Source organism: Calidifontibacter indicus, from assembly GCF_003386865.1.
GTDB classification, from domain to species: domain Bacteria; phylum Actinomycetota; class Actinomycetes; order Actinomycetales; family Dermatophilaceae; genus Yimella; species Yimella indica.
The window spans coordinates 3,442,872-3,464,054 of sequence record NZ_QTUA01000001.1; the positions used below are offsets into that span (position 1 = coordinate 3,442,872).

General features: G+C 68.7%; 19 protein-coding genes, 1 tRNA gene, 1 pseudogene and 1 riboswitch. Of the genes and pseudogenes, 9 read left to right on the top strand and 12 right to left on the bottom strand.

Annotated features, from left to right (window positions below):
- Positions 1 to 15 precede the first annotated feature (15 nt).
- Together DFJ65_RS16340 and DFJ65_RS16345 are read right to left on the bottom strand one after the other, a co-directional pair.
- On the bottom strand, positions 16 to 1,467 hold the full coding sequence (locus DFJ65_RS16340; RefSeq protein WP_115923941.1) for a nucleobase:cation symporter-2 family protein: 1,452 nt from the start codon (positions 1,465 to 1,467) through the stop codon (positions 16 to 18).
- Between the two features lie 237 nt (positions 1,468 to 1,704).
- Positions 1,705 to 2,469 (bottom strand): IclR family transcriptional regulator, encoded by a 765-nt coding sequence (locus DFJ65_RS16345; RefSeq protein WP_115923942.1) that lies wholly within the window; start codon positions 2,467 to 2,469, stop codon positions 1,705 to 1,707.
- A 112-nt stretch (positions 2,470 to 2,581) separates the two neighbouring features.
- Here DFJ65_RS16345 and DFJ65_RS16350 point away from each other — a divergent pair, with 112 nt between their 5' ends.
- From DFJ65_RS16350 to DFJ65_RS16360, 3 genes are all read left to right on the top strand, one after another.
- Positions 2,582 to 3,826 carry a DUF6986 family protein gene (locus DFJ65_RS16350; RefSeq protein ID WP_211308468.1) on the top strand — a complete coding sequence of 415 codons (1,245 nt, stop codon included), beginning with the start codon at positions 2,582 to 2,584 and terminating at the stop codon, positions 3,824 to 3,826.
- Between the two features lie 44 nt (positions 3,827 to 3,870).
- On the top strand, positions 3,871 to 5,205 hold the full coding sequence (allB, locus tag DFJ65_RS16355) for an allantoinase AllB (protein WP_115923944.1): 1,335 nt from the start codon (positions 3,871 to 3,873) through the stop codon (positions 5,203 to 5,205).
- 181 nt (positions 5,206 to 5,386) lie between these two features.
- Entirely contained in the window at positions 5,387 to 5,983 is a 597-nt protein-coding gene (locus tag DFJ65_RS16360) for a LysE/ArgO family amino acid transporter (protein ID WP_115923945.1), read from the top strand.
- Between the two features lie 134 nt (positions 5,984 to 6,117).
- Here DFJ65_RS16360 and DFJ65_RS16365 read toward each other — a convergent pair whose 3' ends face one another.
- On the bottom strand, positions 6,118 to 7,632 hold the full coding sequence (locus tag DFJ65_RS16365) for an HNH endonuclease signature motif containing protein (protein ID WP_115923946.1): 1,515 nt from the start codon (positions 7,630 to 7,632) through the stop codon (positions 6,118 to 6,120).
- 250 nt (positions 7,633 to 7,882) lie between these two features.
- Between DFJ65_RS16365 and DFJ65_RS16370 the strand changes: the two genes are divergently transcribed.
- On the top strand, positions 7,883 to 9,079 hold the full coding sequence (locus DFJ65_RS16370; RefSeq protein ID WP_115921497.1) for an IS110 family RNA-guided transposase: 1,197 nt from the start codon (positions 7,883 to 7,885) through the stop codon (positions 9,077 to 9,079).
- Between the two features lie 447 nt (positions 9,080 to 9,526).
- Here DFJ65_RS16370 and DFJ65_RS16375 read toward each other — a convergent pair.
- Together DFJ65_RS16375 and DFJ65_RS16380 are read right to left on the bottom strand one after the other, a co-directional pair.
- Positions 9,527 to 9,599 (bottom strand) — tRNA-Thr (locus DFJ65_RS16375).
- Between the two features lie 42 nt (positions 9,600 to 9,641).
- Complete coding sequence (locus tag DFJ65_RS16380; protein ID WP_147301437.1) at positions 9,642 to 10,289, bottom strand: prepilin peptidase; 648 nt, start codon at positions 10,287 to 10,289, stop codon at positions 9,642 to 9,644.
- Between the two features lie 154 nt (positions 10,290 to 10,443).
- On the opposite strand from DFJ65_RS16380, the gene DFJ65_RS18380 reads away from it, so the two are divergent.
- The 3 genes from DFJ65_RS18380 (at position 10,444) to DFJ65_RS16390 (ending at position 13,071) form a co-directional block, all read left to right on the top strand.
- Positions 10,444 to 10,599 carry a hypothetical protein gene (locus DFJ65_RS18380; protein ID WP_342767530.1) on the top strand — a complete coding sequence of 52 codons (156 nt, stop codon included), beginning with the start codon at positions 10,444 to 10,446 and terminating at the stop codon, positions 10,597 to 10,599.
- Positions 10,596 to 11,495, top strand: a complete 900-nt coding sequence (locus DFJ65_RS16385) for a zinc-binding dehydrogenase (RefSeq protein WP_342767531.1) — start codon at positions 10,596 to 10,598, stop codon at positions 11,493 to 11,495. The genes DFJ65_RS18380 and DFJ65_RS16385 overlap by 4 nt, the downstream gene beginning before the upstream one ends.
- A gap of 121 nt (positions 11,496 to 11,616) precedes the next feature.
- Entirely contained in the window at positions 11,617 to 13,071 is a 1,455-nt protein-coding gene (locus tag DFJ65_RS16390) for a threonine/serine exporter family protein (RefSeq protein WP_170144131.1), read from the top strand.
- Positions 13,072 to 13,260: 189 nt separating this feature from the next.
- Here the strand turns inward: DFJ65_RS16390 and DFJ65_RS16395 are convergent, their stop codons facing one another.
- From DFJ65_RS16395 to DFJ65_RS17600, 4 genes are all read right to left on the bottom strand, one after another.
- Positions 13,261 to 14,010: a transglycosylase family protein gene (locus DFJ65_RS16395; protein ID WP_115923949.1), complete on the bottom strand. Its 750-nt coding sequence runs from the start codon at positions 14,008 to 14,010 to the stop codon at positions 13,261 to 13,263.
- Positions 14,011 to 14,016: 6 nt separating this feature from the next.
- A riboswitch (cyclic di-AMP (ydaO/yuaA leader) is annotated at positions 14,017 to 14,166 on the bottom strand.
- 172 nt (positions 14,167 to 14,338) lie between these two features.
- A complete protein-coding gene (locus DFJ65_RS16400; protein WP_170144132.1) occupies positions 14,339 to 16,222 on the bottom strand; it encodes a serine/threonine-protein kinase in 1,884 nt (627 codons plus the stop codon).
- Between the two features lie 83 nt (positions 16,223 to 16,305).
- Complete coding sequence (locus DFJ65_RS16405) at positions 16,306 to 16,743, bottom strand: CBS domain-containing protein (protein ID WP_115923951.1); 438 nt, start codon at positions 16,741 to 16,743, stop codon at positions 16,306 to 16,308.
- 52 nt (positions 16,744 to 16,795) lie between these two features.
- Complete coding sequence (locus tag DFJ65_RS17600; RefSeq protein ID WP_245950337.1) at positions 16,796 to 17,464, bottom strand: substrate-binding domain-containing protein; 669 nt, start codon at positions 17,462 to 17,464, stop codon at positions 16,796 to 16,798.
- Between DFJ65_RS17600 and DFJ65_RS17605 the strand changes: the two are divergent.
- Both DFJ65_RS17605 and DFJ65_RS16415 read left to right on the top strand, forming a co-directional pair.
- Positions 17,444 to 17,983: pseudogene (locus tag DFJ65_RS17605) on the top strand (ABC transporter ATP-binding protein); the annotation flags it as partial. The gene DFJ65_RS17600 and the pseudogene DFJ65_RS17605 sit on opposite strands and share 21 nt — an antisense overlap.
- Positions 17,984 to 18,077: 94 nt before the next feature.
- Entirely contained in the window at positions 18,078 to 19,316 is a 1,239-nt protein-coding gene (locus DFJ65_RS16415; RefSeq protein WP_115923953.1) for a DUF4032 domain-containing protein, read from the top strand.
- Between the two features lie 208 nt (positions 19,317 to 19,524).
- Here the strand turns inward: DFJ65_RS16415 and DFJ65_RS16420 are convergent, their stop codons facing one another.
- From DFJ65_RS16420 to DFJ65_RS18170, 3 genes are all read right to left on the bottom strand, one after another.
- Positions 19,525 to 19,989: an NINE protein gene (locus tag DFJ65_RS16420; protein WP_115923954.1), complete on the bottom strand. Its 465-nt coding sequence runs from the start codon at positions 19,987 to 19,989 to the stop codon at positions 19,525 to 19,527.
- A 71-nt stretch (positions 19,990 to 20,060) separates the two neighbouring features.
- A complete protein-coding gene (locus DFJ65_RS16425; protein ID WP_115923955.1) occupies positions 20,061 to 20,585 on the bottom strand; it encodes a DUF2752 domain-containing protein in 525 nt (174 codons plus the stop codon).
- Positions 20,585 to 21,064 carry a CD225/dispanin family protein gene (locus tag DFJ65_RS18170; RefSeq protein ID WP_115923956.1) on the bottom strand — a complete coding sequence of 160 codons (480 nt, stop codon included), beginning with the start codon at positions 21,062 to 21,064 and terminating at the stop codon, positions 20,585 to 20,587. The genes DFJ65_RS16425 and DFJ65_RS18170 overlap by 1 nt, the downstream gene beginning before the upstream one ends.
- Positions 21,065 to 21,183: the final 119 nt, after the last annotated feature.

Sequence of the window (21,183 nt, forward strand, 5' to 3'; positions counted from 1 at the left end):
GGTCGTTGCGGCGGGTCAGCCGTTGACGCCGTTGTCCTTCGCCAACGGGTCGGCGCTGATCCGCATCGGACGGTAGAGCCGCTCCTCGTCCTCGTCGGAGATCGCGCCCATCGCCGGTGAGTGGGAGAACACAGGCCCTTCGTCGTCGTCCTTGCGGCCGAGGATGTTGAACAGGATGTTCATCAGGATCGCGCAGATGGCGGCCGAGGTGATGCCGGAGTCGAAGATGGTGCGGAACCAGCTCGGGAAGTGCTCGTAGGCGCCGTCCTGCACGATCGGCAGCAGGCCGAAGGCGAGCGACGTGGCGACGATGACGATGTTGGCGTTGCCGGAGAAGTCGACCTCCTTCAGCGTGCGGATGCCCGACGCGGCGACGGTGCCGAAGAGCACCAGGCCGGCTCCACCGAGCACCGGCATCGGCACCGCGGCGACGATCGCACCCGCCTTCGGCAGCAGCCCGAGGACGATGAGGATCGCGCCACCGTAGGCGACGACGAAGCGGCTGCGGATGCCGGTGATCGCGACGAGGCCGACGTTCTGGGCGAAGGCGCTGAGCGAGAAGCCGTTGAAAACGGCTGCGAGAGCGGTGGATCCGGTGTCGGCGCGCAGACCGTTGGTGACCGTCCGGCGGTCGGCGGGCTTCTCGGTGACCTCACCGAGCGCGAGGATGTCGGCGGTCGCCTCCACCATGATCACCAACATGCAGATCGACAGCGAGACGATCGCGCTCACCTCGAACTGCGGTGCCCCGAAGTGGAAGGGGGTGGGCACCTGGAAGGCCTTGGCGCTGCCGATGCTGGAAAAGTCGGTCATGCCCATCGGGATCGCGACGAGGGTGCCGAGCACGAGCCCGAGGATGATCGCGATGCGACCGAAGAAGCCGGGCAGGAAGCGGTAGATGAGCACCACGATGAGGAGTGTGATGAACGCGAGCGCATAGTTCTTCGGCTGCCCGAAGTCGTCGGTGCCGACGCCGCCCGCGGCCCAGCCGACGCCGACCGGGATGAGCGACAGACCGATCATCGTGATGACGGTGCCGGTGACCACCTCGGGGAAGAACCGCAGCAACTGGGTGAAGACCGGGGCGATGAGGAAGCCGAGCACGCCGGCGACGATGAGTCCGCCGTAGATCGTTTGTAGCCCGGCGTGACCTTGGTCTTTCGCGGCGATCGCGAGCATGCTCGACACCGCGACGAACGAGGTGCCCTGCACGATGGGCTGTCGCGCGCCGATCTTCCAGAACCCGATGGTCTGGATGAGGGTCGCGACGCCGGCCATGAACAACGCGGCCGACACGAGGTAGAACTGGTCGCCCGGTTCGAGTTTCAGGGCGCCGCCGATGATCAGCGGCACCGCCACCACGCCGGCGTACATCGACAGCACGTGCTGCAGGCCGTAGAGCAGCGACGGGCCCGGTGGCATGGGGGTGTCGACGGGATGCTTCCCGCTCTGGACGGCCTGACTCATGGATCGATCCTCCGGTGCGATTCGCAGATTCCAAATTGCGAAACTTGCATTTCGCATGTTGAACTCTGAATGAAACCTGCGCGGCCGTCAAGACCCCGTCCGCAGGGTGTGCGAAAGTTTGCGCGATCGGGCGCTTGCATCGCAGGCGCTTGCATGGCGTGTCGCGCCAACTTCAGAGAGCCCGGCGCCTGCGAATGCGCCCGGTGCGCGCGATCGCCGTTGCGCAGACCGACTGGGTCAGCGGGCCGCATGGCGGGTGAGGTCCTTCGCCACCGCGATCGCCGTCTCGCGCATCAGTTCGACGGCCCGCTCACTCACCTCGGGACTCATCCGGGCCGACGGCGCCGACATCGACAGTGCCAGCCGCACCTCGTCCGAGGGCACGGGCACCGCGACGCACTGCACGCCGATCTCCATCTCCTCGACCTCGAAGGCACTGCCGGTGTCGCGCACCTGTGCGAGTTGCTCGATCAAGGCGTCCGGGTCGGTGATGGTGTTCGGGGTGCGCGCAGGCATTCCGATGCGGGACAACAGTTCCCGCACTTCCTCGTCGCCCATCCCGGCCAGTAGCACCTTGCCGCCGGCACGGCAGTGCGGGTGCACGTGCCGGCCGAGTTCGGTGAACATCCGCATGGAGTGCGGCGAGGGCACCTGGCCGACGTAGACCAGCATGTCGCCGTCCAGGGTGGCGAGGCTGACGGTCTCGCCGAGGGCGTCGACGACGCTGCGCAGGTGTGGCGCGGCGCCCGCGCCGAAGACCTCGAGGGCGGTGCTGCCGAGCGGGATCAACCGGGCGCCGAGCGCGTACCGGCGGTTCGGCAGTTGTCGCAGGTACGAGCGTCCGACCAGGGTGCGCACCAGCCGGTGGATGGTCGGCATCGGCAGACCCGACGCCTCGGCGAGTTCGACGAGGGCCATCGACCCGCCCGAGGCACCGATCAGCTCGAGGATCTCCAGCGCGCGTCCGACCGACTGAACGCCGCCCGACTTCGGTTCGGCCATCTTGGGGTGTCCTCTCGCGGATCGATTCACGGACCAAGGATGGTAATTCCGCAAAATGGAATCTATCCTCCACGAAGCAGAAGAAGCCACCCCTCAGCACCAAGGAGTTCAGATGGACGTCCCGGAGTTCGTACCCGACTTGGCCGCAAGTCTGGACGAGCACCTGCGTGCGGCCGACGAACAGTTGGCGGCCGACTACCCCGGCGAGCCCACCGGACGCGGCCCGGTGCACACGGTCTACGTGCCCGGCGACCTGTTCACCGGTCACACCGTCGCACAGTGGGGCGGTCAGGCGCTCGATCTGCTCGACCGGTTCGCGCCCGATGCGGCCACCCTCGCCGCCGCCGTCGGCGTCGACGTCGCCGAGGTGGAGCCGATCTACCAGCGGTTGCGCGCCAAGCTGACCGCCCAGCCGATCGAAGACCTCCGGGTCGACTTCGAGGACGGCTACGGACGCCGCGACGACGCGATCGAGGACGACCACCTGGCCGCCGCGGTCGACGGGCTGCGCGCCATCCTCGATGCTGACAATCGACCGACCTGGTGGGGCATTCGGTTCAAGTGCTTCGAGGCGCCCACCCGGGCCCGCGGGGTGCGCACGCTCGGGATGTTCGTCGGCGCGATGGCCGACCGCGCCCACGACGGCCTCACCCTCACGCTGCCGAAGGTCACCTCGGTCGAGCAGGTCGAGGCGATGCGGATCGCCTGCGAGAAGATCGAGGAAGCCGGTGGACTCGACCGTGGCACAGTCACATTCGAGATCCAGGTCGAGACCGCGCAGGCGATCATGGCGGCGTCGGGGGTGGCTCCGTTGGCGCCGATGATCAGGGCCGGCAAGAGGCGGGTCAGCTCGCTGCACTACGGCACCTTCGACTACAGCGCCGGGCTCGGCATCGCCGCCGCCTATCAGGCACTCGATCACCCGGTGGCCGACCATGCCAAGAACGTCATGCAGGTGAGTGCGGCACAGACCGGCGTGCGCATGTCGGACGGCTCGACGAACGTCATCGCCTTCGGCGACGCCGAGCAGGCGCACGCCACCTGGAAGCTGCACTACGGGCTCGTCGAGCGGTCGCTGGTGCGCGGCATCTACCAGGGCTGGGACATGCACCCGGGCCACCTGCCCACGCGCTACCTGGCCAACTACCTGTTCTTCCGCCGGGCGATGCCCGATGCCTGCAAGCGACTGGCCGCGTACCTGTCGAAGACCGGCGGCGACGTGATGGACGAGCCGGCCACCGCCCGCATGCTGGCGATGGCGCTGCTGCGCGGAGTGCACTGTGGTGCGATCGACGAGACCGAGGTGCTCGACGCCTCGGGCCTGCGCCTCGACCAACTGACCGAACTCACCCGCTGACCCGACCCGCTGCCCGAACTCACCCGCTGCCCCAAGGAATCACGTTGAGCGACAACACCTTCGACCTTGTCATCCGCGCCCGTCAGTGCCTGCTCGACGGCGAGTTGCGCGGGGCGACCATCGGCGTCCGCGACGGCGTGGTGGCCGCCATCGGTGAGTTGGACGAGGAGTTCACCGGTGCCGGGTCGGTGACGATCCCCGACGACCACCTGCTGCTGCCCGGCATGATCGACACCCACGTGCACATCAACGACCCCGGTCGCGCCGACTGGGAGGGCTTCGAGACCGCGACGAAGGCCGCCCTACAGGGTGGGTACACGACGCTCGTCGACATGCCGCTCAACAGCCTGCCCTCCACCGTGTCGGTCGATGCGTTGGAGACGAAGAAGGCTGCGGCGCAAGGCAACTGCTACGTCGACATGGGCTTTTGGGGTGGTGCCATCCCGGGCAACGAGGCCGACCTCGAGCCGTTGCACCGCGCCGGCGTCTTCGGGTTCAAGTGCTTCCTGGCCGACTCCGGCGTGCCGGAGTTTCCGCCGCTCGACGCGGCGCAGTTGCGTGACCACCTCGAAGAGATCGCGCGCATCGGGTCGCTGATGATCGTGCACGCCGAAGACCCCGAAACCCTCGCGGCCGCGCCGTCCGTCGGAGGCCGGGCCTACTCCGACTTCCTCGCCTCGCGCCCCGACGAGTCGGAGGTCGCGGCGATCGCACTGCTCATCGACGCCGTCCGCGCCACCGGCGCCCGGGCGCACATCCTGCACCTGTCATCGGCGAAGGCCCTGCCGCAGATCCGGGCCGCGAAGGCGGACGGGCTGGCGCTCACCGTCGAGACCTGCCCGCACTACCTGTCGTTCGACGCCGACACCATTCGCGACGGGTCGACGGCGCACAAGTGCTGCCCGCCGATCCGCGACCAGGCCAACCAGGATCTGCTGTGGGAGGCGCTGCGTGACGGCACCATCGACTGCGTGGTGTCCGACCACTCCCCCTCGACCGCCGAGCTCAAACAACTCGATGTCGGCGACTTCCAGACCGCGTGGGGCGGCGTCTCCTCGATCCAGGTCGCGTTCACCGCAGTGTGGACGGCTGCCCGCGAGCGCGGCTTCGAGTTCGCCGACGTGGTGCGGTGGATGTGCGAGCGCCCGGCCCAGATCGTCGGCATGACCGGCAAGGGCTCGATCGCGGTGGGCAACAGCGCCGACCTGATCGAGTTCGCGCCCGACGAGCTGTGGACGGTCGATGCGGACGCGCTCGAGCACAAGAACAAGATCTCCGCCTACGACGGGGTGCAACTCACCGGACGCCGCTACTCCACCTGGCTGCGCGGGACGGCGATCGACACCTCCGCTCCGGCGGGTGCGTTCGTCCGGCGCTAGGCCGACCGGCGAAGCCACCGCTCCGGCGGGTACTTCCGTCCGCTGCCAGAGCGACCCGGCCGGCGCTGCTGCTGGTGCGCTCGTCCAGTGCCAGGGCGACGAATCGAGGCCGCCGCGCACTCGACGCCGGGCGACGTGGATGGTTCGTTCTCGCGCCGCCGGGTTCGACTAGCGTTCAGCCGTGTTCGACTCCTACCTCACCGGCGCCCTCACCGGCCTCGGGCTGATCGTTGCCATCGGGGCTCAGAACGCGTACGTGCTGCGGCAGGGAATCCACCGCCAGCACGTCGGCGTGGTGGTCGCGATCTGCGCGCTCAGCGATGCACTGCTGATCGTGCTCGGCGTCGCCGGGGTGGGTGCGCTCATCGCCGACCACCCGACGGCTCTGACCGTGACGAAGTGGCTGGGTGCCGGCTACCTGGTGTGGTTCGCGATCAAGTCGTTCCGCGCGGCACTGCACCCGCAGGGGCTCGAACTCGGCGGGCCGGTCAAACGATCCGGCGTCATCGCCACGACGCTCGCCCTGACCTACCTCAACCCGCATGTCTATCTCGACACCGTGCTGATGCTCGGCAATATCGCCAACCAGCACGGCCTCGACGGACGGTGGTGGTTCGCCGCCGGCGCCGTGACCGCGTCTCTGGTGTGGTTCAGCGCCCTCGGCTTCGGCGCCCGCGCCGTTGCACCCTGGGTGGCCAGGCCCTCGGTCTGGCGCGTGCTCGACGTGATCATCGGCTTCACGATGTTGCTGGTGGCCACGCTGCTCGTGCTGTCGTAGCTGCGCCATACGCGCAGCCGCCTCCGTGGAGCCGTCCAGTGAAAGATTGCTGCTGTCATAGCAGCAGTGATCTTTCACTGGAGCCGGCTGCGGTCGGCTGCGGTCGTCCGCGATGCCTCTGTGGTCGGACTCGGTCAGGCGGCGTGGGTGCTGGTGGCTTGGTAGTGCCAGGTGACGCTGGTGCCGGTGGCGGTGCCGGTGAGGTGGTCGCGGTGGGTGATGCGGTGGTGGGTGTCGCACAACAGGGCGCTGTTGGTGAGGGATGTTTCGCCACCCAGATACCAGGGGATGAGGTGGTGGACTTCGCACATGACTGGTGGTCGGTCACAGCCGGCGTAGGTGCAGTGTTTGTCACGGTGGATGACCGCGCGTCGTAGTTCGTTCTCGACGAGTCTTCGTTTCCGTCCGACGTTCAAGGGTTGATTCTTCGACCCGAGGACCATCGGCAGGATGCCTGCGTCGCAGGCGAGTTGTCGGACGGTGTCGGGGGTGACGCCGGTGCCGGTATCGGTGATGCCGAGTCCGGCGAGTAGTCCGGCGAGGACGAGGAAGTCGATGGTGACCACCAGGGTCGCACCGCCGCGGTGTGTGACCTCTGGATCGTTGTCGACGGCGGCGGCGCCGAGGCCGAGGAGCAGCAGGAACGCATCGGCGCGGCGTTTGCCGGGGGTGCGGGGGTCGGGTTCCCCGGTCTTCTGGGAGTTGCCGTCTTGGTCGGGGGTGTGCCGGTGGTGCGGGTCGTCACAACACGCTGATGTCGGGGACGGTGCCGCGAGTGATTGGACGCCGTGGATGAGGGCTTCGGCGTGGTCGGGTGACAGGTCGGCGGTGAACCGGACCATCCCACCCGGCAAATCCGACCAAGTGAGGGATTCGACTTCCTGGAGGGCGTCTTCGTTCTCGTCGAGCACTTCTTCGCCGTACTCGGCCAGGATCCGCTTGGTCAGTTCCCGCACCGTTTTCGCGCCGGCGCCGGGGCCCAACGTGAGCAGCCAGCCGTAGATTTCGTCCCGGCTCGCTTTCGGCAGCACCGCGTTGATCTTGTCGATGGTGTCCAGGCAGGTTTTCCCGATCGTGGTGTTCACCTGACCGGAGGTCACGGCGTCGGCCAATGCCTGGTTCAACGGGGACCGGGCTGCTTCGGCCAACTTCGCGATCCGAGACGCGTGCGACGGCTTGAGACCCGACCGCAAGAGTTCGTCGTCCGTGCGTGAGGCGTCAGAGTCGTCGGACTCGTCACTGGCGTTGCCCCAGACCCCCGCCGCGCCTTCACTGGTGGCGGGTTCATCGAGTGGCACCAGCGGATCGGCCACGGACCAGGACTCGGCACCGAGCAACGCGTCCGCACTTTCACCGGTGGACAGTCGGCGCACCCATTGGGTCGCGTCCGCAGCGGTGGACCGGTACACGACCCCGCGGTCGATCGCGTCACTGGTCACGGCGACGAGAGTGGCCTCGGACTGCTGCTGCACAAGCGTCAGGGACCGTGCGAGCGCGGTGAGTTCGGTGTCGGTCAGGTTGCCGGTCAGCTGCGCCAACCGGGACACGGCGGCCACCGCGTCGGACACCAGCGCGGCACAGGCAGCGGCTTCCCCCGGGTACGAGTCGTGCGCGTACTCCAATGACGGTTGGAAATCGTCTGTGGTCATGTCCGGATTCACCCGTTACCGTCTTTGATGGGCCTTGAAGCAAGGCCCCTGGTCGCCGGCCCCGGCATGACTGATCACCCCTGTCGCTTGCATGATCCGGGAGGTGTTGTCACCGGGTGCTGGTGGCGCTGGTGGACCGCTGATAGGGACCGGGCCGCCCGAACGCCTGGGTAGGTCTCTTCGTAACGTGGATGTCGGCTTCCTGCGCCTGATCTGGTGACCAGCCGCTCGGACGCACGAGGAGGGGACCATGTCCCGACCTGACTACGCGGTGTACATCGGGCTCGATGTCGGCAAACAGGCGCACCACGCCTGCGCGCTGAACGTCGATGGCACACGGCTGCACGACAAACCGTTGCCCCAAGACGAGTCGTCGCTGCGTGGCCTGCTGACCGAACTCGGCACGCACGGTCGCCTGCTGGTCGTGGTCGATCAACCCGCAACGATCGGCGCGCTGCCCGTCGCGGTCGCCCGAGCCATGGGTATCGATGTGGCCTATCTGCCCGGGCTGGCGATGCGCCGTATCGCCGACCTGCACCCCGGCAACGCCAAGACCGACGCAAGGGACGCGTACGTCATCGCCGAAGCCGCCCGGTCGATGCCGCACGCCCTGCGACGGGTTGATGTCGGCGACGACACCCTGGCCGACCTGGAAGTCATCGTCGGCTTCGATGACGACCTGGCCGGGCAGGTCACCGCGCAAGCAAACCGGATCAGAGGCCTTCTGACACAAGTGAACCCAGCCCTCGAACGTGTCCTCGGCCCACGCATCCAACACCCGGCAGTCCTCGAACTCCTGACCCGCTTCGGTGGCCCGACCGGCCTGCGCGCGGCCGGCCGGCGACGTCTGCTCGCCGTCGCCAAACCCCGCGCGCCCCGCTCCTACCAACGCCTCGTCGACGACATCCAGACAGCGCTCACCGAGCAGACCGTCACCGTCCCTGGCACCCGAGCCGCCGAGCTCGTCCTGCCCAAACTCGCGACCGGACTGGCGCGCCTGCTGCACGACCGGGACGAGCTGGGAACCCAACTGGAGGACATGCTCGATGCCCACCCTCTTGCCGCGGTCCTGACCTCGATGCCCGGCATCGGCGTCAGGACCGGCGCACGGATCCTGCTCGAAGTCGGCGACGGTTCGAGCTTCCCCACCTCCGGCCACCTCGCCGCGTACGCCGGCCTCGCACCCGTCACCCGCCGATCCGGCACCTCGATCCGCGGTGAGCACCCCGCCCGAGGCGGCAACAAGCACCTCAAACGAGCGATGTTCCTCGCCGCGTTCGCCGCACTGCACGACCCGACCTCGCGGGCGTACTACGACCGCAAACGCGGCCAAGGCAAGAAGCACAACGCCGCCCTCATCTGCCTCGCCCGACGACGCTGCGACGTGCTGTACGCGATGCTTCGCGACGGAACCCTCTACCAACAGAAAACCCCAGCCGCCGCTTGACGAAGACCATAGGGACACCTCCCCAGGTGTGCCGTGCGGAATACCTCAAACGTACACCCGTTCGAATCCTGAAACAAGACTTTTCGTCACGAATTCGACTGAAACGCAGAAGAATTCGATACTCGTCGGTATCCACAGCCCCCTCGTTGAGTCGATTCATCCACAGGCAAACAGCCACCCACCGGGAGGGCTGTGGACAACCGGTCAACGGTCGGTCCAGGTCCAACCGTCGCGGAGCCGCCCCAGTGAAAGATTGCTGCTGTCATAGCAGCAGTGATTTTTCACTGGAGCCGGCCGAGGTCGCCCGCGATGCCGGTTCGGCAAGCAGTCGCATGCCCCACACGTGCCCAACCGTGGCCGAAGCCCGCCAAACGTGGGACGAAGCGTGGGACTCGGCCGGCTTCGGGCAGCCGCACAGCAGTGCGCCGCCAGATCAGGGACGAAGAGAGCCGGTGACAGGAGTCGAACCCGCGACATCCTCATTACAAGTGAGGCGCTCTACCAACTGAGCTACACCGGCGCGGCCCGTTCGGGCCAGAGCAGATCGTACCTGCTCGGCCGGTCAGAGCGGTCCGGCGCCGAGCAGGGCGAGCAGCGCTCCGAGCAGCAGCGGCGGCCCGAATGCAAGGTGCGTCTTGCGGGTCGCACGGCGGGTGATCACGAGCGCGGCAGCCCAGAGTCCACCGGCGAGGAAGCCGAGGAACACCCAACTGACCACGACACTGGCCCCGAGCCAGCCGAGCACCGACCCGATCTGCACGGCGAGCTTCACATCGCCGAGCCCGAGACCTGAGGGCACCGCGAGCGCCAGCAGGAGGAAGACCAGGCCGACGACGACCCCGCACCCCAACGCCACGACCAGCCGAGACCACTGGCCCGCGCCTGCCGAGGCCAACACCAACAACACGGCGAACACCGGCAGCGGCCACACCGTCAGCTTGTCCGGCAGCCGGTGCACATCGGCGTCGACGGCGACGAGCAGCAGCCCGATGCCGGCGAACAGCAGGTAGGCCGGTGCCGTCCACCACGACAGGGCCGCGCATTTCCATCCGACGAGCCCGAACACGACCGCACCGAGAACGGGCACCCAGTCGAAGCGCGGCACCGCTGTGGCATCCGACGGACGCCGCCACTCGCCGGCGCGCAGCGATCGCCGCTCGCCCCAGCCGACCACGGCGCCGACCAGCGCGAAGAGGACGGCGGGCAGCATGGCGCCCACCCTGCCATCGCGTCCGCTCGAACGGCGGGACACGAGCGAAACTGTGGAATTTCGTGGCCCCGCTCCATAACCACCGACAAACAACTACGATCTGTAGTAGAGGCTCGATCGATGAGCGACCGGGCTCTTCCGGAAGAGGTTCGCCATGAAGGCACTCGTGTACCACGGCCCCGGCAACAAGTCCTGGGACGACGTCCCCGACCCGACCATCCAGGATCCGACCGACGCGATCGTCAAGGTCGAGACCACAACCATCTGCGGCACCGACCTGCATTCCTCAAGGGCGACGTGCCCGCGGTGACACCCGGCCGGATCCTCGGCCACGAGGGCGTCGGCGTCGTCACGCAGGTCGGCCCCGACTGCACCCGGGTCAAGGTCGGCGACCGGGTGATCATCAGTTGCATCAGCAAGTGCATGGACTGCGACATGTGCCGCTCCGGCCTCACCTCCCACTGCCAGACCCTCGGCGGCATCGGCTGGATCTTCGGCCACCTCATCGACGGCACGCAGGCCGAGTACGTGCGGGTGCCGTTCGCCGACAACGGACTCATCCCGCTGCCCGACGGGATCACCGCGGAGCAGGGCACGATGCTCAGTGACATCCTGCCCACCGGTTACGAGATCGGCGTGCTGTACGGCGCGGTCAAGGACGGCGACACGGTCGCCGTGATCGGGGCCGGGCCGGTCGGACTGGCCGCGGTGATGACCGCGAAGTCGAGGGGCGCCACCCGGGTGATCTCGGTGGACGGCAACAAGTTCCGGCTCGAGCAGGCGCGCGAGTTCGGCGCTACCGACACCATCGACGTCAACTCCGGCGACGACGTGGTCGCCGAATTGAAGAAGCTCAGCCGCGACGGGCTCGGCGTCGATGTCGCGATCGAGGCGGTCGGGGTGCCGCAGACCTTCGCCACCGCGCTCGACTCGATCCGCCCCGGTGGACGCGTCGCCAACGCCGGCGTGCACGGCGTGCCGGTGCCGTTCCCGATCGAACGCGACTGGATCAACAACATCACCATCACGACCGGTCTGGTCAACGCGACGACGGCCCCGGAACTGCTCGACCGGATCACCGCCGGCGACATCGCACCGGAGAAGTTCGTCACCCATCGATTCGAGTTGGCCGACATCGTCCGGGCCTACGACACCTTCGCCAATGCCGCCGACGAGCACGCGCTCAAGGTGATCCTCACCGCATAGTGGGCCACTGCGGCCGGGCCGACACCCGGTCCGGCCGGAGCCCGCGCACACACAGCACGCGTCCAGCGGGCACCGGCGAGCCCGACAGCGCATGCCAAGCCGCCAGTGGGAAAGTGGTGCGGTGACCGACCGTTCCGCCCGCGATCCGCACGACCGTCGCCGCATTCCCCCACCACCGTCCGCCAAGGACCTCGGCCTGCGCGCCCGACGCGCGATCGCCGGCGGCCAGCCGACCGTGCCGATCGGGCTACGCGGTCAGGAGTCGGGTCCGTCGGACAGTCACACCCGCCTCGTGATCGACCTCGGCCTCCGCGTCGGTGAGGCGTTGCTGGCCACCGGTTCGAGTGCGGCTGACACCACGAACGCGGTGCTGCGGCTCACCCGGGCGTACGGCGTGCGCTCGCTGCACGTCGACATCACCTACACCTCGATCACGGTCTCCCACCACCGCGGCGTGCTGCGCGACCCGATCACGGTGATGCGCATCGTGCCGGTGCTGCAGCAGGACTTCACCCGACTCGAGCGGCTGCAGCGTCTGGTGCGCGACGCCGAGGACGGCACGCTGGAGATCACCGACGCGCACGACCGCCTCGACTCGATCACCACCGCCGAACACCCGTACTCCCGGCTGATCGTGCTGCTCGCCAACGCATTGCTCGGCGCGGCGCTGGCCGCGCTGCTCGGTGGCGACCTGCTGCTGGTGGTGCTGTCGGCGCTCACCGCGGCGGCGGTCGACCGCACCGTCCGGGTGCTGGGGCGCAACGGTGTCGCACCGTTCTTCTGCCAGGCGGCCGGCGCCGCCATTCCGACCGCGGTGGCGGTGCTGCTCTACTACCTGGCCAACAACCTTGAGGTCGCGATGTTCGCCGACATCAGACCATCGGTTGTGGTGGCCTCGGGCGTGGTGGTGCTGCTCGCCGGACTCTCGGCGGTCGGCTCGGCCCAGGACACCATCGACGCGTTCTACCTGACCGCGGCCGCGCGCACCTTCGAGGTGCTGATTCTCAGTGGCGGCATCGTCGCCGGCGTGCTGGGCATGCTCGCGCTCGCCCAGCAGCTCGGCATCAACCTGGCGATCAGCACCCGGCTCGCCCTGTCGACGAACCCCGTGGTCAGCCTGCTCGCGGCGGCCGCGATCACCTGCGCGTTCGCGATCGGCGCCTACTCCGGCGGGCGAACGATCATCCTTTCCGCGCTCGTCGGCACCACCGCCTGGGCGGCCTCGCTGGCCCTCACCGCACACGGCGCATCGCCGCAGTGGTCGGCCGGCATCGCAGCCCTCATCATCGGCGCGCTGGCGACGCTGCTCGGCGCACGGTTGCGGGTGCCCTCACTCGCGATCGCGACGGCCGGCATCGTTCCGCTGCTGCCGGGTCTGACCGTCTATCGGGGCGTGTTCGAACTGGTGAATGTGCCCTCCGACCCCGCCCAGGGCGGCTCCACCCTCTTCGGCGCCGTGATGATCGGGCTGGCGATCGCGTCCGGCGTCACGCTCGGTTCGATGCCGGGACGCCTGCGCCGCAAGGGCGATGTGCTCACCAAGCGCCGCGTCCGCGCCCTCGACCGACTGCAATGACAGCGAGGCCCCCCAGCAGACACAACCGTGACGACCGAGGGCTCTTGAGACAGCTCCGACAACCCGCACCGTCGGTGGTGGCACATTCCCGACCACAGCGCAAGGCTCACGGCGTCGGGACGGCCGAGGCCCCCAGCAGGAACGAAGTGACTGCTGGGGGCCTCGACGCCGAAGGAGACGCCAGATTACTCAGAGGACATTGGCGTTCAGGTAACGCTGGAGGTACCGCACCGTGTTGGCGTCGAGGTAGCTCGCACCGTTGCGCGGCGCACCGATCTTGATCTGCAGGGCGCGGACGGTGGCCGGGCCGATCGAGCCGTCCGGCACCGCACCGACCTTGCGCTGCAGCGCCGTCTTGGCGTAGTAGCCCCACACGCCGTCCTGGTAGGCGCCGGTCCACTTCTGCACCGCGCGGGTGGTCAACGGGCCGAACGAACCGTCGACGGCGAGCAGGCGGCTGGCGGTGCGCGAGGTCGTCGTGGTGGTGGTGGTCGTGCCACCGGTGTTGACCGCGGCACCGTTGGCGCGGGTCAGCCCGGCGCGGACGGAGCAGACCGGCCAGGCGCCGGGGCCCTGCACGCGCAGCACGTTCTGGGCGATGCGGATCTGCTGCTCACGGGTGGCGAGGTGGGCGTACGACGCGTACTGCGTGCCGCCGAACCCGCGCCAGGTGGTGTAGGAGAACTGCAGACCGCCGTAGTAACCGTTGCCGGTGCTGATGTTCCAACGGTTGCCCGACTCGCAGGTGGCGACGCGGTCCCAGACGTTCCAGCCGACGGCCGACTTCACGGCGACGGTGGAGGTCGCGGCCTCGGCCGAACCGGCGCCCGCGACGGCGGTGGTGCCGACGGTGGCGGCCGAGAGCATCAGCACACCGGCCGCACGGCGACCGGTGGTGCTGGGCTGTTTGGCGGCAGCGTGCTTCGGGGAATAGCTCAAAGGGGTTCCCTTTCCTGACGACGCCTGCGGGGTGAGCTGTCGGGTTAGGGCGGTCAGGTTGCCCCGTCGGCGGTGCCGACTTCACCCCGAGATCCGCCCGCCCCCGCGGTCGGATCAAAGTGGTTCCCCCGCCCTCGAACCCGGCTTTTCCGGGGTGCGTCGGATGAGGTTCAGCGTCCCGACGCGATGACATGGACGGATCTGAAGTTGTGCGAGCCGCACATGAAATTCGTCGGCCCGGTGAAACGCCCGCTCAGGCTACCCGCTCAGCGGACGTTCAGCCACCCCACGGGTCACTCTGTTGACAACTCGTGCGGGCGCCGGAAACTCAGCGCCAGCTCGCCGGAATCCCGGGGATGATTCCCGATCCGGGCACCTGTGTCGAGTCGGTGTAGGGCCACCACGACAGGGGTTCGTCGAGGCGGCCGGCCGCGACGAGAATGCACAGCACGGCCATGACCAGCAGCCCGATGACGACGCCGAGGGTGATCTGCCGGTTCGGGGCGAGCGTGCGGACGAGGCTGCGTGACCCGCGCCGGGTGGCGGTGCCACCGACGCCCCACCAGGCCGACCAGAGCGCGACGAGCGTGCCGGCGCCGATCGCGAGCGGTCGCCCGTACGTCGCCGAGGCGATGCCGGCGAAGTTGCTGCCGAACGCGACCACCACGACCGTGACCGCGCCGAGGAACACCGGGATGATCGCTGCCAGCAGGGTCGACAGCGCCGCCTGGAAGGCGTGCCACGGCGACAGCGCCATGGCGACCGCGCGGTCGGACTTGCGATGCCCGGCGGCGTACCGGCGCAGCACCATCGCGGTGGTGGCCAAGTCGTTCCATCGGGCGGCGAAGATCCAGGCGAGGGCGGCGAACCAGGCGACGATCGGCGCGAGCATCGACAGGCCGGTGACCGCGAGCGCGAGGCAGGTGAGGGTCCAGGTGCGCGCCGGCTGGCCGATGCGCGGGTCGCGCGCCGGGGCTGCCGCCTGCACGGCGGACGGGTCGGCCACCCACTGCTGGGGCACCTGCGGCGCGACCTGTGCCCCGGCCGACGACCCGCGGGGGTCGATCCGCTCGGTGCGCGGCTGCTGCGGGCGAACGGGGGCGTTCTTGTGGTGCAACGGCTGGCCGCCGGCGGCATCGATCGCACTACCGGGAGCACCAGGGCGAGCGGCGGGCGCCGACCGACCGATCGGCGTCGTGCCCGGCCGGGCCGCGCGACGAGCCACGATGGCACCGGTCATGCCGCCGCGGGCGAAGACGTCGAGTTCGCGCAACACCTCGTCGGCCGACGGACGGCGCTGCGGCTCGGGCGACAACGCCGCCTCGAGCAACGGGCGGATGCGCGGGTCGACGCCGGACAGATCGGCCTGGCCGCGGGCGACCCGGTCGAGGATGACCGGCATGGGTCCCTTGCCGAACGGCGCCCGACCGGACGCGGCGAACGCGAGGGTGGCGGCCCAACCCCACCAGTCGGTGGCAGGCCCGACGTCGGCGCCGTCGACGATCTCCGGCGACAGATAACCGGGGGTGCCCATCACCAGTCCGGTCTGGGTGAGGCGGGAGTCGTCGCCGATGTGTGCGATGCCGAAGTCGATCAGCACCGGCCGGTCACCGACCATCAGCACGTTGCCCGGCTTGAGGTCACGGTGCACCACGCCGACGGCGTGGATCTCGCGCAGCGCTTCGGCCAGGCCGCGTCCGAGAGTCGCCAGCTGTTCGGGGTCGAGCGGTCCGCGCTCCTCCACGACGTCGTCCAAGGGCGGGCCGGGCACGTATTCGGTGACCAGATAAGGCTGTTCGCCGTCGGTGTCGGCGTCGAGCACACCCGCGACACCGGCCGCGCGCACCCGCGTCAGTGAGCTCACCTCACGCCGCAGCCGCTCGCGGGCCTTCTCGTCGTAGGCGACGTGCGGGCGCAGCACCTTGATCGCGACCTCGCCGCCGTTCGGGCCGATCGCACGGTGCACGACGCCCATGCCGCCCTCCCCCAGGCGATCGAGCAACCGGTAGGGGCCGATCCGACGCTCGCGCCCCGACCGAGGGTCGGTGCGGCGGCCGCGTGCCTGCTCGAGCCGGGTCGTGGAGTCGTCGCCGGCGGCGGGCAGCTCGGTGGTCGGGTCTTCCACCTGTGGGATCGATTCCGAGGCTTGCCGACGTCCCGCCCCGGGCAGTCGGTGACTGCTGGTCGCAGGTTCGGGTCGTGCAGGTGCCATGTCTCCCACCGTAGGTCGTTGCAGCGAACAGCGCGCCATGGCACACCGTCCCCGCTTCGAACGCCCGGCGGCGACCGGAAGTTTCAGGAGTTGATGTAGCCCTCGAGCGCGTCGCGCTCGGCCTGCAACTGCCCGAGACGGATCTTGACGACGTCGCCGATGCTCACGATCGAGGCGAGCCGGCCGTCGCCGTCGACCACCGGGAGGTGGCGGATGCGCTCGTCGGTCATCTTGACCGCGACGTCGTGCAGGTCGTCGTCGGCGGTGCAGGTGTGCACCTGGGTGGTCATCAGCCCGCTCACCGGGCCCTCGAGCAGACCCTCGGCGCCGCCGGCCAGGCGACGCACGACGTCACGCTCGCTGACGATGCCGGCGATCGCGCCGGAGTCGTCGTCACCGACGACCATCACGGCGCCGATTCCCTTCTGTTTCAACAGCGCCACGAGTTCCGCCACCGAGGCAGAGCCGGTGATCGTGACGACGTCACTTCCCTTGCCACGCAGTACGTCGGAGATTCGCATGCCTGAATCTAACGCGCTTGCGACCCTCGCGGGCAGCCCTCGGGCCAACTCGTCACGGACGCTTCGCCGCACCCGGCCGTGCCGGTGCGGTCGAGGCGCGCACGACCAGTTCGGGGTCGAACAACAGGTCTCCGCGCGGGTGGCGATGACCGGCGATCTCCTCGGTGAGCGCGTGCACGATCGCTGCGCTCAGACCGTTCAGGTCTTGCCGGACGGTGGTCAGCGCGGGCGACGTGTGTTGGGTCAGCAGCGACCCGTCGTAGCCGATGACCGACACGTCGGACGGCACCGAGAGGCCTTGCTGTTCAACGGCTTTCACGACGCCTAGCGCCATCATGTCCGAACCGCAGATCACGGCGGTGACGCCGCGTTCGAGCAACCGTCGCCCGGCGAGTTCGCCGCCCTCGACCGAGAACCAGGTCTGTTCGATCGCCGGTTCGTCGGTGTCGAACTCCGCGACCTGGGCACGGAACTCGGTCACCTTGCACCTGCTCGGCAGATAGCGCGACTGTCCGGTGGCGAGCCCGACTCGTTGGTGTCCGAGCTGCCGCAGGTGGTTGAGCGCGGTGCGCACCGCGGCCGCCTCGTTCGTCGACACCGAGGGTGCGTCGATCTCCTCGCGGTAACCGTTGACGACCACGACCGGCAGGCCCCGCTCGGCCAACCGCTGGTAGTGGGAGATGTCGGCGGTGGTGTCGGCGTGCCGTCCGCTGACGAACACGACGCCGGCCACCCCGCGGCCGTCGACAAGCTCGACCTGCAGATCGAGGACGGCGAGTTCCTCGGGCTCGTCGGCCCGTCGGGTTGCGGAAAGTCCACCTCGCTGCGGATGCTCGCCGGCCTCGAAGAGGTCAACAGCGGACGCATCCTCATCGGCGACCGCGACGTCACCGCGCTGTCGCCCAAGGAACGCGACGTCGCGATGGTGTTCCAGAACTACGCGCTCTACCCGCACATGACCGTCGCCGACAACATGGGATTCGCGCTCAAGATCGCCGGCGTCGCCAAGAGCGAGATCCGCAAGCGTGTCGAGGAGGCGGCCGACATCCTCGACCTGCGCCCCTACCTCGACCGCAAGCCGAAGGCCCTCTCCGGTGGTCAGCGCCAGCGCGTCGCCATGGGCCGCGCCATCGTGCGCTCGCCGCAGGTCTTCCTGATGGACGAACCGCTGTCGTACCTCGACGCGAAGCTGCGCGTGCAGACCCGCACCCAGATCGCCACCCTGCAGCGCCGCCTGGGCAGGCACCACGACCGAGACTGACTGATGAAACCCCCAGGCGGCGCCTGGGGGTTTCATCGTTGAAGCACGCCGCGGTCAATGCCAGGATGAAACGGTGGCATTGGACATCAAAGCCGGGCGCCCCTGGCCGGCTCTGCTCGATCTGCCGTGGTCGACACCGCTGGAGGAATGGCCCGAGAGCATCCTCGCGGCGCTCCCCCGCGGCATCTCCCGGCACGTCGTCCGGTTCGTGCGCATCGAGGGTCGCATCATCGCGATCAAGGAGATCAAGGCCGACATCGCGCGCCGCGAGTACGAGATGCTGCGGGCGCTGCGTCGCCTCGACATCCCGTGCGTCGAGGCGGTCGGGGTGGTCGCCGGACGCACTGCCGACGACGGCACCGCACTCGACGCCTGCCTGCTGACCCGCCACCTGCAGTTCTCGCTGCCCTATCGCGCGATGCTCAGCCAGTCGCTGCGACCCGACACCGCCGACCGCTTGATCGACGCGCTCGCCGTGCTGCTCGTGCGTTTGCACCTGGTCGGGTTCTGGTGGGGTGACGTGTCGCTGTCGAACACACTGTTCAAGCGCAATGCCGGCGAGTTCGCGGCCTACCTGGTCGACGCCGAGACCGGCGAGCTACGGCCGCAGCTGTCCGACGGGCAGCGCGAGCACGACCTCGACATCGCCCGGGTGAACATCGCCGGCGAGATCATGGACCTGCAGGCCGGCGGCTTCATCGCGGCCGAGGTCGACCCGCTGTCGGTGTCCGACCTGATCCTCAGTCGCTACCACGAACTGTGGAAGGCGCTGACGAACGTCGAACGGTACGAGATCGACGAACGCTGGAAGATCGACGAGCACATCCGCCACCTCAACGACCTCGGGTTCGACGTCGGCGAACTCGACATCACGACCGACTTCGGCGGCACCCACCTGTCGATCCAGCCGAAGATCGTCGACGCCGGCCACCACGCGCGGCGCCTGCTGCGCCTTACCGGGCTCGACGTCGAGGACAACCAGGCCCGCCGGTTGCTCAACGACCTCGATGCCTACCGCGCGAGCCAAGACCGCCAGAACGACGACGAAGACCTCGTCGCTCACGAATGGCTCGCCCGCATCTACGAACCGATCACCCGCCGCGTGCCCCCGGCGATGCGAGCCAAGCTCGAACCGGCCGAGGTGTTCCACGAGATCCTCGAACACCGTTGGTACATGGCCGAAAAGGCCAAACACGACATCCCGATCGAGGACGCCGCGGCCGACTACGTCGAGAAGGTGCTGCCCGCCAAGCCGGACGAGTCAGCCGTGGTCGGCGTCGACACCCAGGAGCTCCCTGTCCGGGCGAAGTAGTTGGTGCGCAGGCGGGAGTTGGTTGCCCCAGCGGGAGTTCGTGCTCCCGTATCCGCAACCAACCCGCCGCAACTACGACACCCGCACTGCCGGAGGTGGCACCCACCCGACCAGAACGGAAGGCTCACGAAGGCGGGACAGCTCAGGCCCCCAGCAGGAACGAAGTGACTGCTGGGGGCCTAAACGCCGAAGGAGCCTTCAGAAAAGATCAGCTCAGCTGGCGGCCGTTCGCGTCGGGCACCTTGCGCATCGCGATGAGGATGATGTCGATGAGCGACCAGATGCCGCAGCCACCGAGGGTCAGCAGCTTGGCGATGCCGAGACCGGTGTAGCCGAGGTAGAAGCGGTCGACGCCGATGCCGCCGAGCACGATCGACAGGATGAGCGCCATGACCCATTCCTTGTCGGAGAAGAGTCCGGGCACCTGCTTGGCCTGGAACGGGTGGCCACCGCTGGCGGAACGGACGAGCGTCTCCGGCTTGAGCTGGCCGGCGGCCGCCATCTGCTGGAGCTGGCCGTAACCCATCGGGCCCTGCTCGGCGCCCATGTAGTTGACGAAGAAGCTGTCGTTCTGCGGGCCGCTCGGCTGCTGGAACTGACCGCCCTGCTGGTACTGGTCGTTGTGCTGCGGCTGGTTCGGGTCGTAGGAGCCGTAGCCGTACTGGTCGGACATGGTGCTGAGTTCCCCACTGAAAGGTCGTTGTTGGTGGTCGAGAGTCTAGAGGTGCCGCGGCGCTGCCGTTGTCAGGCCGGTGAAAGCCAGGTCATGCCGGGTAGGTTGCGCGCGATCCAGAACGCAACGGTGAGCACGGCGAACAGCCCGATCACCCACGGTCTGGCGGTCATGAGTTTTTGCCGGCCGCTCCATTGGCGGGCGGCCCACTCGACGAAGATGCCGATCAGAAGCACGAGCGCCACCATCGCGAACGGGTTGTACCCGAGCGCCGCCGGCACGTCGCCGTCGGTCAGCGACGCGATCGCGCGCATCGCCCCGCAGCCCGGGCAGTACAGACCGGTGACCGCCAGGAAGGGGCAGGTCGGGTAGTGACCGGGTTCGCGCGGGTCGACGGTGTGCAACATCAGCCCGGTGGCGATGCCGGCACCGACGAACATCGCCGGCCCGAGCATCCGGCGCGCACGGGTGTGCCGCGGGCGCCAGTGCGGGTCGGGCTGCGAGTGCAACAAGAACAGCCCGCGTCGGGGCCGATGTCGCGGCACAGGCGAAGGCACCCGCTCCACGGCGGGTTCGGGTGCCTTCGCGAGTGACATCAGGAGTTGGTGCTGTTGAGCACGGTGATCTGCAGGATGAGGCTGATGATGCCGACGACGAAGCCGATCACGATCGCGTAGATCGAGAACTTCTTCGCCTTCTCCGAGGCATCCTGCGCACCGGCGACGTCACCCTGCTGCCACAGCGAGTTGACCTTGGTGGCCTGGATGATCGCGTAGATGCCGAGCGGCAGACAGCACAGCACGGTGCTGATGATCGCCAGCGCGAGGTTGTTCGGGGGCGGGGTGCCGACCGGGCCACCACCACCGGGCATCGGGCTGTAACCCGGCGCCGCGCCGTAGCCCTCGGATCCCTGCTGGCCGTACTGGTCGCCGTACTGCGGCTGACCGTAGGGCTGGCCCTGCTGGCCGTACTGCGGCTGCTGACCCTGCTGGCCCTGCTGACCGTACGGGTCGTTGCCGCCAGAGTTGTTCGGGTCGTACGGCTGGTTCGGGTCGTTCTGGCCGTAGTTGCTCATCTGTCTCCTCCTGCGCGACGTCGCGACGTCGCGGTCCACGTTGCCGGCCTGCCCGGCACTGCCCACCAGCCTAGGAGGCCGTCGGCAGCCCGCAGGCCGGCGAGCGTTTCGATTTCATG